Raw genomic sequence first — 25,674 nt, 5'->3', positions numbered from 1 at the left:
AGGATGACCCGCTTGATGCTGTCATTCTTTGGGTGTTTGTTGTTAACGGATAGGTGAGGCAATGAAAAAATCAAAGCAAACGCTGAGCGATCTGCAAATCACCTTCATAAGGTTCTTTTTGACCATTGACTTTCAAATATTGCTCAGCGCCTTTACCAGCTAGAATCACGATATCTTGACTAGCGGCTTCAGCAACCGCTGATTGGACCGCAAGGCTGCGGTCCATCTGTTCTTCAATAATGACAGTAGGTGCAGTGATCGCAGCGGCTATCTCGGCAGCGATAGCACGAGGATCCTCAAAGTTAGGGTCATCAGAAGTTAAATAGACTTTATCTGCATACTCTGAAAGCGCTCGACCCATGTCAGGACGTCGTGATTCTGCTTTGCCGCCGGCACTGCCGGTCACAAAAATCAGCCGTCCTTTTGGCCGCAATGTATGGGCTAGCTCACTCAGTGACTTAAAGCTTAAGTAGTTGTGGGCATAATCAACGATGATCAATGCGCCATTTTGTTTTTCCAGAACGATCATTCGTCCTGGAATCGTTACATTAGGCAAGACAGATTGTGCTTCTTCTTGGGTAGCTCCCGCAAGACAAGCAGCAACGATTGCAGCAGTAGCATTGTCGTGATTGAATTCTCCTAGCAAAGCCAACTGATAGTCGCCATTCACAAGAAGAATATCTTTTTCAGAATGGATGCGGAATGATTTAGGATCGCCCAATTCCGCTGGTAATACTTGATAATCTCCATCGCAGTGACCATAGGTGATCAATGGTACTTGATGAGCAGCACAAGTTTCTTTCAATAGTTCAAAATAATCGCTTTGTCGGTTAATGATCATTTGTTTACTATTGTGGATCAACTCGCGTTTGCAGAAAAGATAATCATCAAAGTCCGGATGTTCTACTGGACCGATATGATCGGGCGAAATATTTAGAAAGATTCCAATTTCATAAGTGATCCCAGAGACACGTTTGGTTTTATAAGCTTGGGAAGAGACTTCCATTACTAGATGTGTCATACCATTAGCGACTGCTTCGGCCATCATAGCATACAAGTCTAACGTTTCTGGAGTCGTCAAAACTGCTTCCTGATAGTTCTTTCCGTCAACAGTATTTTCTTCAGAGGAGAAAAAAGCTACTTTCTGATTGGTTGTTTTGGCTAAAATCTCCCGCACAAAATAAGCACAGCTCGTTTTGCCTTTTGTTCCTGTGATTCCAATTTTAAACAGCTGATCTTGCGGATTGTTGTAAAAAGCCTGGGCAATACAAGCCATGGCTGCTCGGATATCTGTAACGATGATGCCATAGGCGGAACAATTTTCATAAGGGTGTTCCGAAACATAACATTGAAGGCCCTGAGCAACGGCACTTTCCAAATAGCTTTCTTTGAACGCGGCACCTTTACAGAAGAATAGCGTATTTGCGTCTGTCTGACGCGAATCATAACTTAATGAGGTAAAGATCAAGTCGTTCATTTCTTGTGGAACGGTATAATGCCATTCTTGGCCGATAAACTCTTTTAATAGATTTGCTTCGATCAACAACCCGCGGATCTGATGGGGGGTAATGGTAAGTAGTGACATCTTGGTTCTCCTCGTTTCAAAAAGTTTAGTTTATTATAGCATATTCAGGCAAATCGAATGGAAGACAGCATGCGATTGGTCGTTCTTCTTCAATAATGTGAAGAAACTTTAATATGTTGCAAAAATAGATTGCTCGAAGTCCTTTTTCGAATTAAAATGAAGGGGATATGTTTGTAGAAAGTTGGAGAGAACTGCCATGGATAATCATACGCAATCTGCGTCAAAACAATTAACGACACAAGAAAAAATGGCTCAAGGATCGGCTTGGATGACACTGGGAAACATTGGTTCTCGGTTGCTCGGTGCGATCTATATTTTGCCGTGGTACTACTGGATGGGAGCCAACGGAGATAAAGCAAATGCATTGTTTGGAATGGGTTACAATGTCTATGCTTTGTTTTTGATGATTTCTACTGCAGGAATTCCAGCAGCGATTGCGAAACAGATTTCCTACTACAACTCAAGAGAAGAGTATCGTACAAGTCAGCGCTTGTTCCTGAGAGCTTTACAGTTGATGGCAGGATTTGGGGCAGTAACTGCTGGTATCATGTACATAGCCGCTCCTTGGCTGGCAACCGCATCTGGTGGCGGAGAAGAATTGATTCCAACGATGCGCTCCTTAAGCGTGGCACTTTTGGTCTTTCCATGTATGAGTGTGATGCGAGGATATTTCCAAGGAAATCAAGACATGAAACCATTCGCGATTTCTCAGATCGTTGAACAGATCGCGCGAGTCTTCTATATGCTGTTGGCAACGTTTATTATCATGCGGGTGGTAGAAGGCGACTATACAGCTGCTGTGACTCAATCAACGTTTGCTGCCTTTATCGGCGTTTTAGCAAGTGTTCTGGTTTTGGTTTATTATTTCCAGAAGCAGCGGGTTCGGATGGATGTTTTGCTGGACATGAGCAAAGAAGAAACAGAGATCCAAACCAAAGAATTGGTTTTATCCACCATCAAAGAAGCGATTCCTTTTATTATTGTTGGTTCTGGGATCACAATTTTTAAACTAGTGGATCAGTATACCTTTGTTCGAATTATGAAAGGATTTACACAATATTCAAATGATCAGCTCTTAGACATGATGGCAATCTTTGGCAGCAATCCAGACAAGCTGACAATGGTCGTGATCGGCTTAGCAACGTCGATGGCATCTACAGGGTTGCCTTTAATCAGTGAAGCAGTAGCGAAAAAGAATCAAGGAAATTTAGCTAAATTGATCAGTAATAACCTCCAGTTGTATTCCTTTGTCATGCTGCCTGCTACGTTTGGAATGATCGTATTGGCGTATCCATTGTATACATTGTTTTATCGACCGGATACATTAGGGGCAAGCGTCCTCGTTGCTGCTTGTATCTCTGGCTTAATCCTGGGCTTGTTCATGCTGACTTCTAGCATGCTGCAAGGGATGTACCATAACACAGAAGCGGTTATCTTCTTCTTTATTGGTTTGTTGCTAAAATTTATTTTGCAGTATCCGGCCATCTGGCTGTTCCAAGTTTATGGTCCTTTAGTCTCTACAACATTGGCACTTGGTGTGACTTGCTGGCTGAATATTAGAAAAATGTTGACTAAAGGCCACTTCAATGCCAAGTTGACCTTTAGAAGAACGGTTTTGATTTTCCTGATGACTCTCATTATGTTAGTGATCGCGCTGATTGCTCGGCAATTGTTTGGTCTGGTCTTAAGTTCGGATCGCAAAGTCCAAGCCTTTATTCTTTCTCTACTGGTTGCAGCAGTCGGTGGCGGGGCCTATATTTATATGGCATTGAAAATCCGCTTAGCAGAAAAACTACTGGGCTCATCAATGATTCGTTTGCGTAAGAAATTGCGAATCAAATAACCCAATAAACCTGATTAGCCGCTGAGATCGCATGGATCGATCAGGCGGTTTTTTCAGTAAAAAAGATCGCAAAGAAAGAGGCGAGAAAACATGCGACTAGATAAATTCTTAGCAGATATGGGGTATGGCTCACGAAAAGAAGTGAAGCAAGCAATCAAGAAAGGCGTTGTTGCGGTCAATGGGCAACAAGTCAAAAGTGATAAATTCCAAGTAGCTGAACAAGAGGATCAGGTTTCGTTTGCAGGAGAACTGGTACGTTACCAGAAAGATTTCTATTATTTATTGAACAAACCGGCTGGTGTGATTTCTGCAACGACCGATCCGGAAAAGACGGTCTTGGATTTGTTTGCGGCGGAAGATTATCGCCGGGATCTTTTTCCAGTCGGTCGTTTGGATAAAGACACCGAAGGACTACTGCTAATTACGAATGATGGCCAGCTAGCTCATCGGTTATTGTCACCCAAAAAACACGTCGAAAAAGAGTATTATGCAGAAGTTCGAGGGATCATGACCGAAGAGGATCGTCACCAATTTCTCCAAGGAATCGAACTGGATGGGGAAACTCTCATGCCGGCACAGCTGACGATTTTAAAGGTAGACGAGCAGGCCGAGACATCCACGATTACCTTGATTTTGCATGAAGGGAAGTTTCACCAAGTAAAACGAATGGTGCAGGCAGTGGGAAAAGAAGTGACTTATCTCAAGCGTACTCGAATGGGCGGTTTACAGCTGCCGAAAGATTTGGCATTAGGAGAGTATCGCTCAGTGACAGAAAAAGAGCTGGCACAGCTTTCTGCTGAACCAGCGGAAGATTGAATTGTTGCAGCGAATGAAGCCTGACGGCTGTGCCCAGTATGTGGAATGAGACTAGAGGCAATGTCTCTGCTGCTTCAGAAACATTCTGTCCATCACCAGAGCCCAGGCAGCGCTTTGATCTGCAGTGACTCTTGTGAGAATGGATGGGTCAAATAAAGTTCATAGGCATGCAGCTCAAGGCGAGCTGCAGTTTTTTTCTGATAAAGAGGGTCTCCGACGATAGGATGTCCAATGCTAGCAAGGTGGACACGAATCTGATGCGTACGTCCTGTATCTAACACACAATAGATCGAAGTCGTTTGGGCATTGCGAGCGGCAATCTCAACGTGTGTCACCGCAGATAAGCCATTGCGTGGGTCAATGACTCGTTTGCGACGGTCGTGGCGATCGCGTCCGATTTTTTTGCGAATGGTTTGGTTTTGATCCAATTGTCCCCAGACTGTTGCTTGGTAGCGACGATAAATTTGCTTACTTTCAAGCATTCGTCCCAAAATAGGCAAAACTAAGGGGTTTTTAGCAAATAAAATGACGCCGCTGGTCTCTTTATCTAATCGGTGAACGACATAGGGTCTTGTCTCTGGTGCAAGATATGCAGCCAGATCATTCATAAGTGTGTCGGTTTCATTTGGTTGGTTGGGGTGGGTTTTGATACCAGCGGGCTTATTGACAACGATCAGATGTTCATCTTCAAACAACACCGTAATCTTCTCTTTGTTCCCAGAAATCACTGGCTGATACGTGTAATCTGCTTCTTCTAGAAGAAGCGTGAGCTGATCCCCACCTGCTACTTCCTGATGAAAAAGGGCTGTTTCACCGTTGACGCGTACATTTTTGCGGGTTCGCAGTAAATGGCGTACTTTGCGAGGGACGAGCCATTCTTGTTCTAATAATTCCCGAATCGTTGTTCGGGGATGGTCATTAGGTAATGTAATGGTATATTCCATAAAAATCCCTTTCTAAGTTGTGATCTATTTGCTATTATAGCATCTTTAAGATTTTCTTATAAAAAAAACAACAAAAAACAGAAGTTTCGCTGATAGAATTGACGAGCAATCTTTTGTGGATGAAATTTACTGCTAGAGCCGTATTCCAAACGGTTTGATTTATGCTACACTTTGTTAAAAGGAGCGTGGAGAAATGGATTTGAAACAAATCCTTCACAAGATAAAAGAATCGATCCAAACTTTCTGGCGTTGGATCAAGCCTTATCTACAGCAATTCCATCAATGGCGCAAACGCATTTGGAAGAAATATCATGTGAATAAAATAGTTATTTTACTGACTTTAGTGGGTATTTTAGTGATGAGCGGTTACTTGTTTTATATCGCCAAGAATACCAAAGTTAGTGAATTAGAATCAGGATTGAAAGAGTCCACTGTGATCTACGATGCTAAAGGAGAAGAAGCTGGGCAGCTCTATTCTCAAAAGGGCACCTATGTTGATTTAAAAAGCATTTCCCCAGCAGTCGTTCACGCACTGATCTCAACGGAAGACCGGAATTTTTATAATCACCATGGGTTTGATATCAAAGGGATCGCTCGGGCGGCCTTGCGGATGGTAGTCAATCGTAGTGCAGAAGGTGGCGGTGGGAGTACAATTACGCAACAACTAGCAAAGAATGCCTATCTTTCTCTCGATCAAACCTTTAGTCGAAAAGCCAAAGAACTGTTTCTAGCGATTGAAATCGAAAAAAAATACTCAAAAGATGAAATATTGGAAATGTATTTGAACAGTTCCTATTTCGGTAATGGAGTCTGGGGGATTCAAGATGCTTCGCTCAAATATTTTGGTGTTAATGCTTCAGATTTGACGGTGGGAGAAGCAGCTACCTTAGTAGGTATGCTTAAAGGTCCATCAATTTATAATCCTATCGATCATCCAGAAAATGCGACGAACCGCCGAGATACTGTTCTAGGACTGATGGTGGACAACAAAATGCTGGATCAATCTGTGGCCGATCAAGAAGAGCAAGTTTCAATAGCTAGCCTGTTGTACGATGGCTATGGCAATTCAGAATCTGGCTATAAATATCCTTATTACTTCGATGCAGTGATCGATGAAGCGGAGTCTTACGGACTTGATGCGGATGATGTGATGAATCGTGGATACAAAATCTACACAGCACTGGATCAAAACTATCAGGCACAAATGGAAGCTGCCTATAAAAACGATGCGCTCTTTCCAGAAAATGCGTCTGATGGAACGATGGTCCAATCAGGTTCGGTGGCATTAGATCCGACAACTGGCGGTGTTCAAGCATTGGTAGGGCGACGAGGCGAACATGTTTTTCGCGGGTTCAATTTTGCTACCCAAATGAAACGCTCGCCAGGTTCGACAATCAAACCCATCAGTGTTTATGCACCTGCAATCGAAGCGGGCTATAATCCAGATAGTATTTTGGAAGACAAACCTCAAAGTTATTATGAGGCAAAGAATTACGATGGGACCTATTCCGGTGAAGTGCCGATGTATCAAGCATTGGCTCAAAGTTTAAATCTGCCAGCTGTTTGGACACTTCATGAAATTGGTCTCGACCGCGGATACAAAAAGACTCAGGAATTTGGGTTAACATTGTCAGAATCGGACAAATATTGGGGATTGGCGTTAGGCGGATTGGAAACTGGCGAATCACCGTTGACCATGGCTGCCGCGTATGGTGTCTTTGCTAGCGGAGGCTATTACTACCAACCGCATTTGATCACCAAAATCGTTGATTCAACGGGCGCGGTTATTGTAGATAATACTTCAGTCAAAGGAAAACAAGTCATCTCCAAAGAAACAGCAGACAAGATGACAAGCATGATGCTGGGTACCTTCTCTAATGGAACTGGGGTCAGCGCTAGCCCTTATGGCTTTACGATCGCAGGAAAAACCGGGACAACGGAAACAAACTTTGATTTATCAAAAGTCAATGATCAGTGGATCGTTGGGTATACACCTGATCTCGTAATCTCCACCTGGCTGGGCTTTGAACAAACGAGTGCCGAACACTATTTGACTGGAACCAGCGGGCAAGTCGTCGGCAAGATATTTAAAGCGGAAGCCGAAAGTCTGTTGCCTTACAGCCAAGGAAGTCAGTTCCAAGTAGCAGATGCCTATATGACTGGTGGGAAACTGATGGCAGCAGATGAAGTGCCAGATCCAAATGAATCAACGGACAACGATGACTGGAAAAAATCAGTTGACGAGTTTGCCGAAAATGCCAAAGAAGGATTAAAAGATTTTGGTGAGCGCGTCAAACAAGGAACCAAAGAGCTTTTTGGTAATCTATGGAATACGATCAATGGTAATTGATGTTAGCTTCTACTGCATGTGCATCCGAACAGTATGTTATAATAAGAAAAAAACAAAGTGAGGGAACAGTATGGCAAATATTTATGACACAGCGAATCAATTAGAACGAGAATTACGAGAATCCGAACAGTTTCAAGATTTAAAAGCCTCGTTTGATCGTTTGAAAGAAAACCAAGAAGCGTATAGCTTATTCAAGGAGTTCCAAGGCTTGCAACAAGCTTTGCAACAAAAAATGATGGCAGGCCAAGAAATGACAGAAGAAGAAGCACAGCAAGCACAAGAACTCTCTCAAAAAATTCAGCAAGATCCAATCGTTTCGGAATTGATGCAAAAAGAGCAAGCATTTAGTCTGGTGGCCAATGATTTGAATCGAATCATCATGGGCCCTGTGCGGGACTTATACGAAGCCTAAGCGCTAGCTTGCTGACTTACCGCAGCACAAAAGAGACCAAGAGGGGTTCTCAAACAGAGGCCTCGGACTTGTGCCAATTCTATGCCAATTTACAGTGCTTTAGATAGTGTTAGAGGCTAATTTGAGCGGACAACATTCGAAGGATCGGGGACTTCCTCGACCCTTCGAATTTTTTGTTCAAAAAGGCGAACAAATTTTCGTATTTTGCTGACGAAAAAACAAAGAAATGTTATGATAGAAGCAAAAGGGGGAAAGGTATCATGCGTTTTTTACATAGTGCTGACTTGCATATTGATCGTTCTTTCGAAGGGATCCGCATGTTATCGGATAACGTCAAAGAGCAGCTTCCGCTGATCAATCGAAAAATAATCAAAAAACTGGTTGATACGGCACTGGAGCATGAAGTGGATTTTGTTCTCTTGGCGGGGGATACCTTCCACCAACCCCGTCCAAGTCTGCGGATCCAGCATGACTTTTTTCAAGAGATTTCCCGACTTGCGTCAGCAGAGATCCCTGTCTATATGATCTTTGGTAACCATGATTACTATGATCCGCAGCGTTATTGGTTTGATTTTCCTGAGAATGTTGTGCTGTTTCCCAGTGAGACGGTTGAAACGATCAAAGGCGTAACCAGAAATGGTGAGACCTATGCTATCAGTGGCTTTAGTTATCAGCAGCCTTGGATTACACAGAACAAGATCAGGGAATTTCCTAATCGCCAAGCGGTTGATTTCCATATCGGTATGTACCACGGGGATAGTGCGGGGGAACATTATGCACCATTTTCTGTGAGTGAAATGAAGCAGAAAGGCTATGATTATTGGGCACTAGGTCATATTCATGTTCCTAAGATCCTTTCAGAAGAGCCTGCGATCGTTTATCCAGGGACCCCACAAGGCAAAACGCAAAAAGAACAAGATACAGGCGTTGTTTTAGCCACTTTGAGTTCCCATGGTACCGAGATCCAGACGGTCGACGTAGCAGAAATCACATGGGCACAACAAGAAGTCTCATTAGCAGCTTGTAAGGATCAGCGTTCGATTTTGCAAACGATTTTGAAGGAGGTCAACACGAGTCAGCCACGACTGATCAAATTAGTGCTGACAGATACGGATCAGTTATCTTCAGATTGGTTTTCTGAAACCGAAAAAAATGAAATGATCGCCTATTTGAACGAGCAGCTGTCAAGAGACGTATTACAGACAATTTATGCAATCGAAGTCTACAAAACAGAGACAGACAAAATTCCATTAGCGATCCCGGCGTCCTATGTTGATCAATTACTAACTATTTATCAAGATCCGTCTATTTTTGCTGAGGGACTGAATGATTTGCTTCGTCATCCGTTGCTTTATCGCGGGATTGATCAAGGTGCCTTTCAAGAAGAGGTCTTACAGCAGACGAAACACTTGCTGGAGAATGATTTCCAGTGGGAGGAAGAAGTATGAGAATCTTAAAAGCAGAGATCACTGGGTTTGGCCGTTACCATGATCAAGTGATTGAATTTTCCCAAGGAAATCAATTGCTTTTTGGCAACAATGAAATCGGCAAGTCGACATTGTATCAGTTTATTGCGGCTATGCTGTTTGGTTTTCCTAAAAGAACAGCTAAGAAAAAGGATTATACCCCCAAAAATGGGGCCGCTTATGGAGGCAGATTGTGGCTAGTTGTCGAACCTTACGGGGAAGTGATGATCGAACGTTACCGTCAAATCGATCGAGGAAGAGCCAAAGTCCATTTCAACGGGCAGACCGGCGACGAGGAAATGCTGGCACAGTTGCTGCAACCCTTGAATCAGACGTTGTTTTTCGATGTATTTACTTTTCAGCAAGAACAACTTGCCCAAATTGACAAGCTGCAAGAAAATGAATTGCATCAAGCACTGATTTCTTTGGGAATCAGTGGGAGTCAAAAGATGCTGCAACAAGTGGCTCGCTATGAAGCAATCAATCAACAAAATTATAAACCGCGGGGACAAAAACTCCCTTTGAACCAAGCGTTGAAACGTTTGGAGAAACTACAGGAGAAAATTGCCCAAAAAGAAAGCGAAGAACATCGCTTGCAACAGCAGTATCAGCAGATTTCACAGATTCACAAAGAATTGCGGCAATTAGAAGAACAGCAGCAAGTGCAAAGCGATGCTTATCAAGCTGTTCAACAACAGATTAGCCATTGGCCATTGTATGAAGAATGGCAACAGCTATCAAGCCAGCCAGCTGCAGTAGCAGAAAAAGACGCTCAGGAAATCAGCAGATTTTATCAGACCTATCAGCACTTAACAGAAGATATTCATCAAAAAGAAGCAGAACTTGATCGTTTGGAACAAGGGCAAGCTTCAGATAAATATTTCTTTTATCTGGACAACGAACATTTGATCACTCAGATCCTTCAGAAACAAGTTGAGATGGCCCGATTGATGGATCGGCAGGAACAGGCGCTAGAAAAGGAACAACAAGCACGAATGGCGTTGAACCAGCTGATCAATAGACGGCAATGGTCAAAAGAATCACCACCACTGCAGACAGAACAAATCCAGGAACAATTAATGAATCTGGAGCAAAGCGACTACCAGTTAGAGGAAGCAAACAAGCGCTTAGAGTGGTTAGAAGAGAAGGAAAATCATCTTCAACATGCTTTATCACGGTTGGAACAGGCGCACCCAGGATTGATGGGAGAGCAAAAAATGGCTATTCCTATGGTGCCATTAGTAGGTGGTTTGGTTGCTTGTGTTGCAGCATTCTTTTTACCGTCTCCATGGCGCTGGTTGTGTATAGCGGCTGGCACCGTTGGTATTGGACTAGCAATTTGGGAGGCAATGAAACAACGTCCTCATAAACAAGGTGACAGCAAAAAACAATGGCAAGAGTTATTGTTGCAAACGGATCTGGTTGCCTCAGAGATCGCAGATCTGACAGAAGCCAATAATTTACAAAAACAGCAGAATGAACGATGGCGTCAGGCGCTGCAACCTTTTTTTGGCACGGAACCTTATCACAGATGGCCGGTCTTCTTGCTGCAGTACCAAGAAGATGTTACTAATTATCAGTTGTATGCTCATCAGCTTCGCGAAGCCAAAGAACAACTGCAAGAGGTCACAGAACAGCTTCAGCCTTATCAAGCGATGTTTACACCTTTTGCTGATTGGTTGCCCCTGCAAAATAAGACAATACTGGAGCAGGCTCAGCTATTGCATGAATTCAATGAAGAGATGCAGGCTGTTAAATTGGCGCGTTTACAGCAGTCCAGCACGTTGTTGGCGCAGCAACTTGCTCGCAAAAAGGCGGAGCGGACTGCATTGTTGGCGGCTTCTCAAGAGATTCTCTCACAAGTTGGCATTGATCAGCCAGCAGAAATCAGTCTTTGGCTCAAACAATGGGAGACGCATCAGCGGGCGGCAAAGCGGGAAGCCGAATTAGCAGTCATGCTGGATCCGATTTTCCCGGAACCAATCACACAAGAAGAATTGCTGGAAAAGAAAACGCAAGTGGCACAAAAGCAAAAAGAGCTGCACCAGCTTAGTCGACAAAAGGCAGAGCAAAGGCAACGGCTTGAACTAGAAGTAGCCGCCAGCCAAAAAAGCGGTACGTTGAGCCAGCTCTATCAGGAAGAAAGCGAACTGCGGGCAAAAATCGAGGAATTGGCTCTTGCTTGGAGCAGTCGACAATTAGCTGCTTCGGTATTGTCCGATTTGACGACTGAATTGTCTGAGCAACAATTGCCGCAATTACTAGAAAAAGCTTCGATATATTTCAGATTGCTTTCCAATGACCGCTATCACCAAGTAACACTGCATGAGGGGCAATTAGTTGCCAGCAATGCTAGCGATAGTTACTCGATCATCGATCTATCAACAGGAACAAAAGATCAGCTGATCATGGCGATCCGCTTCGGTTATCTTGCGTTGCAACAAAATCATCCGCTTAGTCCCATCATTATCGATGATGGCTGGTTGCATTATGATAGTGCACGAAAAGAACGGTTAGCGGAATTATTCGCTGAGTTTGGCCAATATTACCAAGTAATTTGTTTGTCTTCTGACCAAGAAATGGTAAGCTATTATCATAAATACCAGCAATCCGTACAAGAACTTAGTCAAAGGATGTGAGAAATTTGGCTATGCGCCAAATGTTAACATGAAAAAAATTCGAGAATTGACCGTAGATGAGACGTTTCAACTGTTTTTGCTGATTAAAAATGCGGATGTTCGTATCGCAAAAAATGGCAAAAAATTTATCGCGTTTACTTTTCAAGATACTTCTGGAACAATCGACGGAAAGTTTTGGGATGCTTCTGAGGAAGAAATCAATCGCTTCGAGGCTGGTAAGGTCGTTTTATTAGATGGAAAGCGAGAAGTTTATCAAGGAAATCCCCAAGTCAAGATTTTGCATCTGCGTCTGGCAAAACCAGAAGAACCTCATGACCCGAGCCAGTACATGGAAAGAGCCCCTCTGAAAAAAGAAGACATGGAAGAGGAAATTAATCAGACATTGTTTGAAATCACCAATCCTCATTGGAATCGTATCGTTCGTTTTTTGCTGAATAAATACAAGAAAGAATTTTTTGATTTTCCAGCAGCTAAACGGAATCACCATGCCTTTGCTAGTGGATTGGCTTACCATACAACGACCATGTTGCGAATCGGAAAATCTTTGGTCAAAGAGTATCCGGAAATCAATGCACCGCTTTTGTATGCAGGAATTATCCTGCATGATTTAGGAAAAGTGATTGAATTGACGGGACCAATGACCACAGAGTATACATTAGCTGGAAATCTGGTTGGACATTTAGTGCTAGTAGATGAAGAAATCACCCAAGCGTGTATTGCTCTGAAATTTGATGATAAACAAGAAGATATCGTTGTGCTGCGGCACATGGTTTTGGCTCATCATGGATTGTTGGAATATGGCTCACCAGTTCGCCCAAGAATTATGGAGGCGGAGATCCTGCATCAAATCGATAACATCGATGCTTCTATGCAAATGATGTTGTCATCTATTCGCTTAACGGAACCAGGAGAATACACTGAGCGGATTTTTGGGATGGATAATCGTAGTTTTTATGTGCCGAAAGATGTATAAATAAAAAAAAGATTGGCTTTTGCCAATCTTTTTTTCTGTTATTTTTCAGAGGAATCTGTAGCAGATGAACTAGTTGTTTCAGTTGATTCTTTTGTAGAATCAGTTGCATTCTCTTTGTTATCTGATGCATCTGTAGCAGAAGAATCAGTTGAATCTTTTGTTTCTGCTGCAGAAACATAGTCAGAAAGAATATCAGCTAGATCTTCATCTTTCATTTTCACATTAGCAGCTTTCAATTCTTTACCAATCGTTTTTGCCACGAATGTAGAATCGTTCAATAGCGTGTTTTGTGCGATTTCTGTGATTTGATCTTTGTATTTATCCATGTCGTTGCCTTTGTCTTGGTTTTTGACCATTTTGACAATGTAATAGCTTGTTGTATAAGTAGAAGCATCCGTAGCAGAAATGACCTCTGAAATTTCACCATCTTTTAATGCAAAGGCAGCTGTTTGTACTTCAGCTGGCACAGTTGTTGAGGTTGAGTCGAATTTGACTGTACCGCCATCTTCTGCAGTCGCTGTGTCTGTTGATTTTTCTTTTGCTAATTTACTAAAGTCAGCACCATCTTTTTGAGCTTCTTTTAATACATCTTTCGCATCATCTTCACTAGTCAATTTGATCAATTGTGCTTCAACTTCTGGATGGAAAGAATCCCAAGCTGCTTTCAGCTCATCATCACCAATATCCATGTTCGCTTTTAGCCCTTCTTGTAATGCTAATTGCTGTCTGATTTGTTCACGATAGCTTTTTTTAGTAAGCCCAGAAGCTTCCAATGCAGACTCAAATTTATCGCTGTCGCCATATTGTTTCGCAGTTTGATCGTATTGCTTGTCGATCATTTTCTCTGTAACATCATCCCCATATTTTTGATCGAAGACTTTTAAGACGATCAATTGGCGGATAAGACTTTGGTTATTCTGATCTGTTTTTGCTTGTTCGTAAAAATCTTCAACCGTGATTTTACCGCCTTTCATGGTTGCAATCTCATTACTTGAACTTCCGGAACAAGCAGCTAATGTCAAAACGCTCAGTGCACTGACTGCTGCTAAAATCAATTTTTTCTTCATTCGTTTAAGCACTCCTATTTTCTAAATATTTCAAAGAATCACAGCTAATACTATACCACACTCTTTTTTTAATTGGGAAGAAAACAAATGATGTTTCAAACAAAATTCATAGATTCTCCAATATTTGCTACTTATTTTCTTCTTGGGGAACTGATTTGGCTTGTATCGTCGTGACATGTTGGTTCAAACGATCCACGTGGGTCTTTATCCGCTCGATTCTTGGCTGTGCTTGGAATTTGAATGATTCAAAATCTTTTGTGAAAGACTCTTTGACAACAGGAATCGTTTCGTCAACCGTTTTACGCGTCAATGTGACAGCATCTTTTAAGTTTTTGACACTTTCATTAAACTCAAGAGTCGCTTCCGTGGTCTCATCGACATAACGAATCATTTGTTTACGGGTTTCTTTACCGCTTTTTGGTGCAAATAGCAGCCCGCCTAAGCCGCCGGCGAGAGAGCCGAATAACAAACCTTTGATAAAGTTACCGATCATTTAGTCCACCAGCTTTCCGATTTTTTCAGCGATCTCTGTTAGCTGTTCCTGTGAGTAATCCTCTGCATGATTACCGAAATGCATCGAGAAATCATCTTTTTCATCGTAACGAGGAATCAAATGAATATGGGAATGAAAAACAGATTGATAAGCCAATTCTTTATTGTTATTGATTATGTTGAGTCCATTGATCTCAGGAAAGGCTTTTTCGATTGCCCGAGCGATTTTAGGAACGCGAGCAAAGACCTCTGCAGCAAGGACTTCATCATACTCAAAAATATTCGTTACGTGGACTTTCGGAATAACTAATGTATGTCCAGGTGTTACTTGGGAAATATCCAAAAAGGCATAGACTTGATCATCCTCATATACTTTGTAACTAGGGATGTCACGATTGTTGATCTTACAAAAAATACAATTTTCCATTTCATAAACCTCCTTGTTCTTCTAGTCCTACTTTACCATATTCTGCTGATTTCGGCAGTTTTTGTTCTTGAATTCCTTCAAAAGCAGGCCATCGCTTCTTTTCCATGTAAAGTACGGATGTTTGTGGAGAGAAACGCTTGCATTTGTCCGCTTGCACCAATAGACTTAAAAGCAGAAATAGAAAAGGACGGATACGATGAAACCAATCATTAAAGAAACGTTACAGAAAAAAAAGACCAAACGAGAAAAAATCAGCTATCTTGCCTATGCGTATAAGGAGTGGCTGATTGCAGGACTAGCAGTCATTCTAGTAGGAGGTTCGCTGATCTATTCGATGACAAGACCAAAAGAAGTTGTTTATACAGTGGCTGTTGTTTCTGAGACCAGTGAACAGCAGCCCACACAATCTGAATTTGAACAAGCAGCAACGGATTGGGTGAAGCAAAACGTGGCGCCTGATCACGAAATAACAGTTACATTTGTTTCCTATGAAGATCCAGCCGCTGTCCAAGCCTTTACGACCCGTTTAGCTGCCGGAGCAATTCAAGCCGTCATTTTTGATGCGTCCGAAGCAGACAGGTGGGTCGAGCGTTTTGGTAGCAGTGAGCTGCCAAAAGAACCATTGCAAGTAGCTGGACACGAGTATGTTGTTCAAATAACTAATAACGGAAAATAGCAGATTTCAAGAAGTAGATGACTGCTCTTTGACCGCTGCTTCATGGTATAATAGTCGATATTGGAGGAACGAAAATGACATTACAAGTAGAAAATGTAACAGGCGGTTATACACAGCTACCTGTTCTAAAAAATATTGATTTTTCGATCGCGGATGGTGAACTTGTGGGGTTGATCGGTTTGAATGGTGCTGGTAAAAGTACCACGATTAAAGAAATCATTGGTCTGCTACAACCTCACACTGGAAAAATCACTATCAACGGACTATCGCTGAAAGAAGATCCGCAAGCGTATCGCAAGCAGATCGGCTACATTCCTGAAACGCCTTCGCTTTATGAAGAATTGACTTTAAAAGAGCATATCGAAGTAACGGCAATGGCCTATGACATCCCCAAAGATGTCGCACTGCAACGGGCGGAGCGGTTATTAAAAACATTTCGCTTGGAAAATAAGTTGGACTGGTTTCCAGCAAATTTTTCTAAGGGAATGAAACAAAAAGTCATGGTTTTGTGTGCTTTTCTAATTGAACCAAGTTTGTACATCATCGATGAGCCTTTTTTGGGCTTAGATCCATTGGCAATCAATGCATTGCTTGAATTGATGAATGAGATGAAACAAACCGGGGCATCGATTTTAATGTCGACCCATATCTTGGCTACAGCTGAGAAATATTGTGATAAGTTTATCCTGCTTCACAATGGCGAGATTCGAGCCCAAGGAACGCTGTCGCAATTACAAAGCCAATTTGGGGCTGAAGGAGCTTCCCTCGATGAGTTGTACTTAGCATTGACAAAGGAGAGTCAGCTATGAAGGGGTTCTTCTCACAACGCTTGCAACGACACCAGAAACAGATGAGTCGCTATTTGCGTTATGTTTTCAATGATCATTTTGCGATCCTCAGCACATTTCTAATGGGTGGACTGGGTCTATATTATTCGAATTTGTTAAAAACGCTCCCTCGGCCGTTCCCTCAGGGGGGGATCGTATTGCTATTGATCTGGTTGGCACTTTTGTCAGTCGGCAAGTTGGCAACATTGGTGAAACCAGCAGATTTGATTTTTCTTTTAGCTAAAGAAAAGCAGATGGCGGACTATCTTGCTCAAGCACTGCGCTATTCGATGTGGCTGCCTTTTGGGGTCTCCTTTTTAGTCGTTGGTGCGACGATGCCTTTAGTCGTAGTAGTTACTGAACAAACGTTTGCGAGCTTTTTCTTTTATTTAGGGACGATTTGGTTATTAAAAGTTACGGATCTCTGGTTACAGCGTTTGTCTCTTTATCAAGGACAAGAACAGCGTAACAACCAACGTGTTCTGTGGGTGATTGCTGCAGTAAGCAGCCTTTTAGCTAGTCTGTATGTTGCACCTTGGGTTGGATTGCTCTTAGCTGTTCTACAAGCTGCTTGGTTCAACCTTCAGTGTCGTCCGACAGGTCTTCTATTAGATTGGGATCGCATGATCCACATGGAAGAAACGAGACTTCATCGCATTTATCGGTTTATCAACTTATTCACAGATGTACCTCAAATCACAGCAGCAGCCAAACGCCGCAAGTATTTAGATGGTCTGTTGAATAGGATTCCTTTTGGACAGGAACAGACTTATCGCTATCTATATGCTCGCCGCTTTTTGCGAGGGGAACAATATAGCGGGCTTTTTTTCCGTTTGACACTGATTGGTGTATTAGTGCTTTTCTTTGTTCAAGAATGGTGGCTTAGTCTAGGGTTAGGATGTATGTTTCTTTATTTGATCGGTTTTCAGCTACTGCCGATGTATAATGAGTTTCAGTACATGATTTTGACTCATTTATATCCAATCGAGGAAGGGCAAAAACAGACAGCCATTAATTGGCTATTGCTTAGATTATTAGGCGGAGCTGCTTTCATTTTTGGTGTAGTCGGCTTGTTCCGAGCGGCAATTCTTTGGCAAGGAGTGCTAGTGCTGTTGGGCTTTTTGTTATTTACAGGACTCTTTTTGGTTTTCTATGTACCTGCCCGCTTGAAAAAAATGCAAAGTCAATAAAGATGGCTGGACGTTACTCGAAAAAACCGAACGCATATGCGCTTGACGTTGACTCTTTAGGAAGCTAGAATAAGAGATACTGTGAAATAAGGAGAGAAGCTAGGATGGATATTCGCTTGGATCAAGATTGGCGCCTGAGACCAATCAAAGGCGACACCGGCAAAGCCTACATTGGCTTGAAGGACAATGATAAAGTCTTTATCAAACGAAATACGACCCCGATGCTTGCGGCACTCTCCAAAGAGGGGATTACTCCTAAACTTGTGTGGACCAAGCGTACCGGCAATGGCGATACGTTGTCTGCTCAAGAGTGGCTAGATGGTCGTGTATTGGACCCCGAAGAGATCGGTCAAAGAAATGATGTGATCGATGTATTGTATCATTTGCACCATTCCAAAACATTAGCGAAGATGCTGAGCAAAATCGGTGGTCAAGTGATGACACCAGAAAAAATGTTAGTTGAATATGAAGAAAACTTACCTAAAGCGGTTGTTCAAAATCGCTTTATTGCTATTGTTTATCGTTATTTAAGAGAGAATATTCCAGAATTTCAGGAACAAAAGGCCTCCGTCGTTCATGGGGATGTCAATTACCGTAATTGGCTTGTTTGCCAAAACTATCTGTATTTGGTTGATTGGGATTCGATCATGTTTGCGGATCCCGCAATGGATATCGGTACGATCTTAGGGCATTATGTTCCATTATCCAGCTGGCCGCATTGGCTAGTGCGTTACGGGATTCATGGCAGCAGTGAAGTGATCGAGAAAATTTATTGGTATGCTTTATTAAGTATGCTTCAGGAAGTAAAGAAGTACTACCAACGCGGGGATTATAAAGCAATGAATGCAGAGATTCTGCAATTAAAAAGAATTTATAGTGAATGAGAAGATGGAGCGAAGCAACAAGTTCCATCTTGTTTTTTCGGAAAGGAAACAACATGAGAGTAAGAAAACGTGCGGGAGCAGAAGAATTAGTCCAAGCGCATCCCGAATTTGTAGTAGCTGAACCGACAGCGTGGAGAGGCCGTTGGAAGGAACGATTTGGCAATGATCACCCATTGCATATTGAAATCGGTATGGGAAAAGGCCGTTTCATTACCGAAATGGCTAAAGCACATCCGGAAATTAATTATATTGGCATCGAAATGCAAATCAGTGTGGTTTCCATTGCACTGGATAAACTGATCGAACAAGATATCCCTAATGTGCAACTGCTGCACGTTGACGGTTCCGCATTGACGAATTATTTTGCGGATCATGAAGTCGATCAAATCTATTTGAATTTTTCAGATCCTTGGCCAAAAAAGAAGCATGAGAAACGCCGACTAACATCGAAAGCTTTTTTGGCAGTCGATGAACAAATTTTACGTCCGAATGGTGAAATTCATTTCAAAACGGACAATCAAGGCTTATTTGAATATTCACTCGCCAGCTTTTCACAATATGGTATGGTTTTAAAACAAGTATGGTTGGATCTTCATCAAAGTGACTATGAAGGAAATATCATGACCGAGTATGAAGAGAAGTTTTCCAGCCGCGGTCAAAGAATCTACCGGGTAGAAGCCCAATTTGTGGCACCAGAAGATACGACCAAAAGTTAAATAAGCGAGTCCTAGCGTTCAGACTGTAGCACAAGGCAGAAAATGTCTTTGTTCTACAGTTTTTTTGTATAGAAAAGTAAAAGCTGCGTATCTCTTTTTAGGAGGGTGACAATGGACATTTGTACATTTTCAGATGAGTTGGTGGAGTATGCGAAGGTGCAGAAAATGCAAGATCTATCCATACTGCCAACAGTCGAAGGGATGACTCTGATTTTCAGCAAAAGTTACTATCGGCAAATGTATCGCAAAGTTACTACAGAAGACGCGCAACAATTGATCACTCGATTCAAATTTCTGGGCGGTATGGAAGTAGGAGAAAAACGAAGAGCGCAATTAGGGGCTATCAGCTATCCTTTGGCAGATGGAGAGCAGCGTATCCGGGTTTCGACTGTTGGGGATTTCCAAGGTCAAGAAAGTTTAGTTCTACGTTTTTTGCACCCTTTAGGTAAGTTCCATCGATTCTTTATGAATGAACAATATGAAACGATCGCAGATGCATGCCGCTATCGAGGGCTCTATCTCTTTTCTGGCCCTACTGGATCGGGGAAATCCACACTGATGTATCGCTTAGCTTCAGCTGCAGCAGGTCAGGTGATCACGATCGAAGACCCGGTTGAGATCGTTGAGCCTCGTTTTTTACAGTTGCAGACCAATCCAATGATCGGCCAGGATTATGATGAGCTGATTCGTTTGTCGTTGCGGCATCGACCTGAGCTATTGCTGATTGGTGAGATCCGCAACAAAGAAACGGCCAAGGCTGCGATCCGTGCGGCACTGACAGGACATCGGGTTTTTGCGACGATCCATGCACGGGGATTAACGGAAACAATTGCGCGATTGCAAGAGCTGACAGAGGAAGCAGCTGTGATCGACCAATGCCTCCAAGGAATCATTTATCAGCGCTTACTGCCAGATCTTCACGGAGTCCCTCACGCATTGATGGCCTACACCTTTTATGAACCCCACAAATCCTCAATGACTTGGGATCAAGCACTAACAAGGATCAGAGAAAAGGAGCAGATCACCCATGAGGTTTTTGACAAGGAAAAGTAAACGGCTTTCCCGCAAACAGACCCACGCCTTATTAGCCACATTTACGGTTTTATTAGAGAGTGGTTTCTCATTACAAGAGAGTTTGTTTGTTCTACTTCGCAGTGGCCAATTTGATCCGAATACAGTAAAAGATATTGATCAGCGTCTGAAACAAGGTCAACGACTCAGACAGGCCTTTTCTTTGCTGCATTTATCTGAAGCCGAACAAAATCAGCTGGACTTGGCAGAGACCCATGGCAATCTGGTGGATACGTTGCAGCGAATGGTCGCTTACCAGATCCTTTTGGAAAAACAAAATCAGACATTACAAAAAGTGTTGGCGTATCCCCTTCTATTGCTGGTATTTGTCTTTACCGCTCTCTTTGCCATGCGTCGGTTTCTATTGCCTCAACTTCTGGCCTCCGGTATGATCGATGCGAATCATTGGGGCATTCTCTTTATTACGGCAGCACCATGGATCGGTGCGGTCATTGTAGGCGGATTGGGAGGTTTCGTTCTTGTTGTAAGAGGAATCTTTGCCAAGCAGACAGCGTTGAAGCGAGCCGCTTTTTTGAGTCGATTGCCTTTGTTGGGAGACTTGTATCGCTGCTATCAAACTAGTTATTTTGCATTAGAGTGGGGGAAATTGTTTCAGCAAGGCTTGGAAATTCGTCAGATCATTATGTGCATGCAACAAACAAGTACAGCAACATTAGTACAAGAACTAGCTGTTCAATTAGAGCTGTGCTTGGCAAGTGGCGGATTGTTGCCGGACAAATTAAAGGACTATGCATTTTTGACGCCAGAGTTTTCATTGATTGTGTTCCAGGGCGAAATGCGTGGGAAATTAGGAGAAGAATTGTTTGTTTATAGTCAGCTTTTGACAGATCGGCTTTTCCAACAAATCGAGAAGAAAATCCAGTGGATTCAACCAGTCATTTTTTTATTAGTGGCCCTTCTGATCGTGGGTGTTTATGCTGCAATGTTTTTGCCGATTTACGGCAATATTCAAGGAGTGATCGAATGAGAAAATTGAAGCATCAGGGGTTCACATTGGTGGAGATGCTGATTGTACTGTTAGTGATCAGTATTTTGATTTTATTGTTTGTACCAAACTTATCCGCACAACGTACAGTGATAGATGAGAAAGGAAATGCGGCAATCGTCAAAGTCGTAGAAACCCAGATTGAGTTGTTCCAGCTTAATGAGAATCGAACACCTACTCGACAAGAATTACTAGCTGGAAATTATGTAACGGAGGAGCAGTATGCGATTTATCTTGCCCATCGGAACGAATAGCAGTTTTTTTACTTGGCGGGGATTTACAATGGTGGAGAGTTTGATTGTCCTCTTAGTCGTTTCGATTTTCATCTTTCTTCCGCTAATAGCTATCGACCGTTACCAAGCATATTTTGAAGTGTGGGGGTTTTGTGCTCGTTTGGAAAAAGGATTGGCAGTAGCACAACAAACAGCGATTATTGATGCTCGCGAAACGAAAGTCGCTTATTCTGATTCACCAGTTCCTACGATATATTTTCATTCGACGATCACAGGTGAAATCAAAATGGAGCCACTTGAAGTACCCTCGCAGCTCGCAGTACGTGTTTTTCCTGTACTTACATTCACCAGTCAATCTGGCAATTATACGCGGATGGAAACATTACGGTTTGAATGGATGGACCAAGAAAAAAAGATTACCTACAAATTTCTTTTTGGAAGTGGACGATATGATAAGATCATCGAATAAAGGATATATCATGCTAGAAAGTATCATTGGCTTTGGTTTGCTGACGACGAGTGTCTTCCTTTTTCTGACTGTCCAGACCCATATTTTGCAGCAAAGTGCACAGTTACAGGCCAAGGTGGCTGCTATTCGGGTATTGTATGAAGAAGTCCAATGCCAAGCATTTGAACAGGAAGTCGTTTATTCGACACAACGTACAGAGTCGTATCAGTTGTCTTTCGGTTTCAAGCGTGACCGAAGCTATGGACGGATTGTAAGAGGTCCTCTTATCATGGAGATCAACTATGAAGAGTAAGGGTTTTACTTTGTTGGAATGTTTGCTGTCTTTAATGATCTTAGGACTCAGTGTGTTGTTGATCAACGGAATCATTCGCCAGATGCCTCAAGTTAATCAACAGCTTTTTGCTCGCAAAGACCAAGAATGGCAGATATTTTTGATTCAGTTAGAAAGGGAGCTTCAAACGTGTACGTATGTTTCAGTGAGTCCGTATACACTTTTTTTAAAAAGCAGCAAAGAAAATGTAGTCACGATCGATCGAATCAATGGGAAAGTCCGTAAAAGAGACAATAATGGCTACCATCCGTTATTGACGGAAGTATCATTGATTTACTTTGAAAAAAAGGCATCCTCGATCCAGTTTACAGTGACTTTCGAGAATGGAGAGGTGAGAATTGGTCAATGGCAGATTCCTGCATAAGGGCGGTATCTTTTTGTCAGCAATGATGCTGATTCATTTGCTGAGCCTTATGTTGCTAACGGTTTTAGAAAATACTCGGACAACTACTGATTTCTATATTAAGACTCTTCACATGTATGAGGCACGAATCATGAAAGAACTTTTTTTGGCGGATTATCAGCGGTTAACCTATGCCGAGCAGGGCAGTGTCAACTACAATGTAGGAAGGGTCATTTATGAACAAAAAGAAGAGCTGTTGTTGATTCAATGTGTCGTCAATCAGCGCACCTTCCGTTTTACCGAAATTTTGTCAGGTGATTTGGAAAAAATAGCAACAGATCTTGAGTAACTATAATACAGAAAAAGGCACAGACATACTGTGTCTTTTTTCTGTATAAAAGAGTTGAAAAGTATGTTTGTCTCTTCACAAATTATTCTGAAAGATAGCGATTGATTATTTTGGCTGAATCAGCTAAAATTAAACAGGTATGTATGTTGTTATAGTTTTGAAAAGAGGTGCAAGATGTCCCCAGAAAAAATGGAAGAGTCTTTTCATTTATCGCTAGAAGCGATTCAAGTGCTCCAAAACGCATTAGAAACATCTTATTTGGATGCATATATCGAGACGATCGAGAATTTTATTGATCAGTATCGCGTACGGGTGATCGACGGAGTACCTAGTGAAGCGGATGCTCAACGGTTGGAAGCGATTTATAAAAAATTAGAGCAGATACCCTTAACAGCAGAAGAACGGCGTAAACTTGCTCAACTACTTCTGTTAAAGGGCGGACAAACCGAACATCTGCAGCCTAATCATCAGCTGACACCAGATAGTATCGGTTTTTTGTTTGTGTATTTGATCGAGCAATTGACACCAGCGAAGCAACAAACCAAGATTCTGGACCTTTCGGTTGGAATGGGGAATCTTGTCTTAACGCTCTTGCTCAATTTGCAGTTAGCGCAAAGAGATGTGCAAGCAACAGGTGTTGACATTGATGAAACATTACTGAGTGTTGCTGCAGCTACAAGCGAATGGACTCAAGCCCCGCTGCATTTGTTTCATCAAGACGGGTTGCAAGAATTGTTAATCGACCCAATGGACATTGCTGTCAGTGATTTGCCAGTCGGCTATTATCCACAAGATGAAAAAGCAGCATCGTTTCTTACTTCAGCTCCCGAAGGCGAAGGACATAGCTTTGCCCACCATTTATTGATGGAACAAGCAATGAACTATGTGAAAGAAGATGGCTATGGACTATTCTTAGCTCCGGCTAATTTCATGGAAACTGAACAAAGCGATTATTTGAAGAAATGGCTCAATGAAAAAGTTTATCTGCAAGGAATCATTCAATTGCCAGACGAGCTTTTCAAAAATGAGCGATCAAGAAAAAGTATTGTGCTGATTCAAAATCATGGTGCAACGAGCAAGCAAGCACCAGTGTTACTTGCTAAACTCGCATCTCTCAAGGAACCAAAAAACATCAAGAAATTTTTCGAACAATTTGAAGCTTGGAAAGCATCAAATTTGTAATATAAATCGGATAAGGAGAAAATTATGTCTAAAACAATTGCAATCAATGCTGGAAGTTCAAGTCTAAAATGGCAGTTATATCAAATGCCAGAAGAAACGGTGGTCGCTAAAGGGATCGTTGAACGTATCGGATTAAAAGATTCGATTTTTACCATCAAATATGGGGAAGATCAAAAATTCGAACAAATCATCGACATCAATGATCATGAAGTCGCAGTAAAAATGCTTTTGGATCAATTGATCGAATTGAACATCTTAGGTTCATATGATGAAATCACTGGTGTTGGTCACCGTGTCGTTCATGGAGGAGAAGACTTCCCGGATTCTGTTGTGATCACAGATGAAGTGATGGAACGCATTGAAGCATTGGCAGAGTTTGCACCATTGCATAATCCAGCCAACTTGATGGGGATCACTGCTTTCAAGAAGATCTTACCAGATATTATTAGTGTTGCTGTTTTCGATACTTCTTTCCACGCAACCATGCCAAAACACAACTACTTGTACAGTCTGCCATTGGCTTACTACAACGACTATAAAGTTCGTAAATATGGTTTCCATGGTACAAGCCACCGTTATGTGTCAGAACGTGCGGCTGAAATGTTAGGCAAACCGATTGAAGATTTGAAAATCATTACTTGTCATTTAGGAAATGGCGCATCGATCACTGCAGTTGATGGTGGAAAATCTGTTGATACATCAATGGGCTTCACACCACTTGCAGGAGTGACGATGGGTACTCGTTCTGGTGATATCGACCCAGCTGTATTGCCTTATTTAATGGAAAAATTAGACCTATCAATCGATGAAATGATCAATGTTTTAAACAAAAAATCTGGTTTGTTAGGACTTTCCGGTATTTCTAGCGATATGCGGGATCTTGAAGCTAATTATGACAAAGAAGAAGTAAAAGTTGCGTATGATGTCTTTACTGACCGCATTCGTAAATATATCGGTGGCTATGTAACAACAATGAACGGTGTTGATGCAATCGTCTTTACTGCTGGTATCGGTGAGAACGATGCCCATGTCCGCAGTGAAGTTATCAAAGGAATGACTTGGTTTGGTTGTGAACTTGATGAAGAACAAAATGCCAAACGCGGTGAAGAGTTAGTCATTTCTACAGAAGATTCTAAAGTGAAAGTCTTGTTGATTCCAACAGATGAAGAATTAATGATTGCTCGCGACGTGGAACGTTTGCGCGGTTAATTGTCGGAGATCAATTGGAACAAATGAGTTTCATTATTTGATTAAAAAAAGTGTTAAGCCGAGGCTTAACACTTTTTTGTTTTGAACAGCTGTACACCTTGGATACCAATGAATAATGCTTGAAAGTTGCAAATTTAGTTAGCGCTATTCTTATTTTTCTTTATATTTTCAGAA

Annotated in this window: 26 protein-coding genes; 21 read left to right on the top strand and 5 right to left on the bottom strand. The window is 42.1% G+C overall.

Going from position 1 to position 25,674, the window contains the following annotated elements; translation table 11 throughout:
* Positions 1-70: 70 nt before the first annotated feature.
* Positions 71-1,585, bottom strand: coding sequence for a UDP-N-acetylmuramyl-tripeptide synthetase (murE, locus tag HED61_RS01730; protein ID WP_081131442.1), 1,515 nt, complete (start codon positions 1,583-1,585; stop codon positions 71-73).
* Positions 1,586-1,781: 196 nt separating this feature from the next.
* Between murE and HED61_RS01725 the strand changes: the two genes are divergently transcribed.
* Complete coding sequence (locus HED61_RS01725; RefSeq protein WP_113850258.1) at positions 1,782-3,428, top strand: putative polysaccharide biosynthesis protein; 1,647 nt, start codon at positions 1,782-1,784, stop codon at positions 3,426-3,428.
* Between the two features lie 90 nt (positions 3,429-3,518).
* Positions 3,519-4,244 (top strand): pseudouridine synthase, encoded by a 726-nt coding sequence (locus tag HED61_RS01720; protein WP_003128417.1) that lies wholly within the window; start codon positions 3,519-3,521, stop codon positions 4,242-4,244.
* Between the two features lie 92 nt (positions 4,245-4,336).
* Here the strand turns inward: HED61_RS01720 and HED61_RS01715 are convergent, their stop codons facing one another.
* On the bottom strand, positions 4,337-5,188 hold the full coding sequence (locus HED61_RS01715) for an RluA family pseudouridine synthase (RefSeq protein ID WP_081131440.1): 852 nt from the start codon (positions 5,186-5,188) through the stop codon (positions 4,337-4,339).
* Positions 5,189-5,381: 193 nt separating this feature from the next.
* On the opposite strand from HED61_RS01715, the gene HED61_RS01710 reads away from it, so the two are divergent.
* From HED61_RS01710 to HED61_RS01690, 5 genes are all read left to right on the top strand, one after another.
* Positions 5,382-7,538, top strand: a complete 2,157-nt coding sequence (locus tag HED61_RS01710; RefSeq protein ID WP_003128419.1) for a PBP1A family penicillin-binding protein — start codon at positions 5,382-5,384, stop codon at positions 7,536-7,538.
* A gap of 70 nt (positions 7,539-7,608) precedes the next feature.
* The gene (locus HED61_RS01705) at positions 7,609-7,950 is read left to right on the top strand and encodes a YlbF family regulator (protein WP_003128420.1); all 342 of its coding nucleotides are present in this window, start codon (positions 7,609-7,611) and stop codon (positions 7,948-7,950) included.
* Between the two features lie 260 nt (positions 7,951-8,210).
* Complete coding sequence (locus HED61_RS01700; RefSeq protein ID WP_219645420.1) at positions 8,211-9,398, top strand: metallophosphoesterase family protein; 1,188 nt, start codon at positions 8,211-8,213, stop codon at positions 9,396-9,398.
* Positions 9,395-12,055: an ATP-binding protein gene (locus HED61_RS01695; protein WP_219645419.1), complete on the top strand. Its 2,661-nt coding sequence runs from the start codon at positions 9,395-9,397 to the stop codon at positions 12,053-12,055. The genes HED61_RS01700 and HED61_RS01695 overlap by 4 nt, the downstream gene beginning before the upstream one ends.
* 28 nt (positions 12,056-12,083) lie before the next feature.
* Positions 12,084-13,028, top strand: coding sequence for a 3'-5' exoribonuclease YhaM family protein (locus HED61_RS01690; protein WP_060815081.1), 945 nt, complete (start codon positions 12,084-12,086; stop codon positions 13,026-13,028).
* Positions 13,029-13,066: 38 nt separating this feature from the next.
* Here HED61_RS01690 and HED61_RS01685 read toward each other — a convergent pair whose 3' ends face one another.
* From HED61_RS01685 to HED61_RS01675, 3 genes are all read right to left on the bottom strand, one after another.
* On the bottom strand, positions 13,067-14,095 hold the full coding sequence (locus HED61_RS01685; RefSeq protein WP_003128425.1) for a peptidylprolyl isomerase: 1,029 nt from the start codon (positions 14,093-14,095) through the stop codon (positions 13,067-13,069).
* Positions 14,096-14,222: 127 nt separating this feature from the next.
* Positions 14,223-14,588 carry a YtxH domain-containing protein gene (locus tag HED61_RS01680; RefSeq protein WP_171917783.1) on the bottom strand — a complete coding sequence of 122 codons (366 nt, stop codon included), beginning with the start codon at positions 14,586-14,588 and terminating at the stop codon, positions 14,223-14,225.
* A complete protein-coding gene (locus tag HED61_RS01675) occupies positions 14,589-15,014 on the bottom strand; it encodes an HIT family protein (protein WP_219645418.1) in 426 nt (141 codons plus the stop codon).
* A gap of 196 nt (positions 15,015-15,210) precedes the next feature.
* Here HED61_RS01675 and HED61_RS01670 point away from each other — a divergent pair, with 196 nt between their 5' ends.
* From HED61_RS01670 to HED61_RS01605, 14 genes are all read left to right on the top strand, one after another.
* Positions 15,211-15,690 carry a hypothetical protein gene (locus tag HED61_RS01670; protein ID WP_138371440.1) on the top strand — a complete coding sequence of 160 codons (480 nt, stop codon included), beginning with the start codon at positions 15,211-15,213 and terminating at the stop codon, positions 15,688-15,690.
* A 74-nt stretch (positions 15,691-15,764) separates the two neighbouring features.
* Positions 15,765-16,499, top strand: a complete 735-nt coding sequence (locus HED61_RS01665; RefSeq protein ID WP_003128430.1) for an ABC transporter ATP-binding protein — start codon at positions 15,765-15,767, stop codon at positions 16,497-16,499.
* Positions 16,496-17,707 carry an ABC transporter permease gene (locus HED61_RS01660; protein WP_219645417.1) on the top strand — a complete coding sequence of 404 codons (1,212 nt, stop codon included), beginning with the start codon at positions 16,496-16,498 and terminating at the stop codon, positions 17,705-17,707. Before HED61_RS01665 ends, HED61_RS01660 begins: the two co-directional genes overlap by 4 nt.
* 104 nt (positions 17,708-17,811) lie before the next feature.
* Positions 17,812-18,591 (top strand): phosphotransferase family protein, encoded by a 780-nt coding sequence (locus HED61_RS01655; protein WP_003128432.1) that lies wholly within the window; start codon positions 17,812-17,814, stop codon positions 18,589-18,591.
* 53 nt (positions 18,592-18,644) lie between these two features.
* Positions 18,645-19,307: a tRNA (guanosine(46)-N7)-methyltransferase TrmB gene (gene trmB, locus HED61_RS01650; RefSeq protein WP_138371442.1), complete on the top strand. Its 663-nt coding sequence runs from the start codon at positions 18,645-18,647 to the stop codon at positions 19,305-19,307.
* A 111-nt stretch (positions 19,308-19,418) separates the two neighbouring features.
* Complete coding sequence (gene comGA / locus HED61_RS01645; RefSeq protein ID WP_005472888.1) at positions 19,419-20,360, top strand: competence type IV pilus ATPase ComGA; 942 nt, start codon at positions 19,419-19,421, stop codon at positions 20,358-20,360.
* The gene (gene comGB / locus HED61_RS01640; protein ID WP_219645416.1) at positions 20,335-21,366 is read left to right on the top strand and encodes a competence type IV pilus assembly protein ComGB; all 1,032 of its coding nucleotides are present in this window, start codon (positions 20,335-20,337) and stop codon (positions 21,364-21,366) included. Before comGA ends, comGB begins: the two co-directional genes overlap by 26 nt.
* Positions 21,363-21,638, top strand: a complete 276-nt coding sequence (gene comGC, locus HED61_RS01635) for a competence type IV pilus major pilin ComGC (RefSeq protein ID WP_029487321.1) — start codon at positions 21,363-21,365, stop codon at positions 21,636-21,638. The genes comGB and comGC overlap by 4 nt, the downstream gene beginning before the upstream one ends.
* Positions 21,607-22,086, top strand: a complete 480-nt coding sequence (gene comGD / locus HED61_RS01630; protein ID WP_103300293.1) for a competence type IV pilus minor pilin ComGD — start codon at positions 21,607-21,609, stop codon at positions 22,084-22,086. Before comGC ends, comGD begins: the two co-directional genes overlap by 32 nt.
* A complete protein-coding gene (locus tag HED61_RS01625) occupies positions 22,067-22,378 on the top strand; it encodes a hypothetical protein (RefSeq protein WP_228074027.1) in 312 nt (103 codons plus the stop codon). Before comGD ends, HED61_RS01625 begins: the two co-directional genes overlap by 20 nt.
* A complete protein-coding gene (gene comGF / locus HED61_RS01620; protein WP_003128440.1) occupies positions 22,368-22,781 on the top strand; it encodes a competence type IV pilus minor pilin ComGF in 414 nt (137 codons plus the stop codon). Before HED61_RS01625 ends, comGF begins: the two co-directional genes overlap by 11 nt.
* A 22-nt stretch (positions 22,782-22,803) precedes the next feature.
* Positions 22,804-23,109: a competence type IV pilus minor pilin ComGG gene (gene comGG, locus HED61_RS01615; protein ID WP_231455746.1), complete on the top strand. Its 306-nt coding sequence runs from the start codon at positions 22,804-22,806 to the stop codon at positions 23,107-23,109.
* Between the two features lie 174 nt (positions 23,110-23,283).
* A complete protein-coding gene (locus HED61_RS01610; protein ID WP_003128442.1) occupies positions 23,284-24,291 on the top strand; it encodes a class I SAM-dependent methyltransferase in 1,008 nt (335 codons plus the stop codon).
* A gap of 24 nt (positions 24,292-24,315) precedes the next feature.
* Positions 24,316-25,500 (top strand): acetate/propionate family kinase, encoded by a 1,185-nt coding sequence (locus tag HED61_RS01605; protein ID WP_113850254.1) that lies wholly within the window; start codon positions 24,316-24,318, stop codon positions 25,498-25,500.
* Positions 25,501-25,674 lie beyond the last annotated feature (174 nt).

The organism is Enterococcus gallinarum (genome assembly GCF_021496385.1).
Taxonomy (GTDB): domain Bacteria; phylum Bacillota; class Bacilli; order Lactobacillales; family Enterococcaceae; genus Enterococcus_D; species Enterococcus_D gallinarum.
Note: the sequence above shows the minus strand (reverse complement) of the source record. Positions and strands in the feature narration are given on the sequence as shown.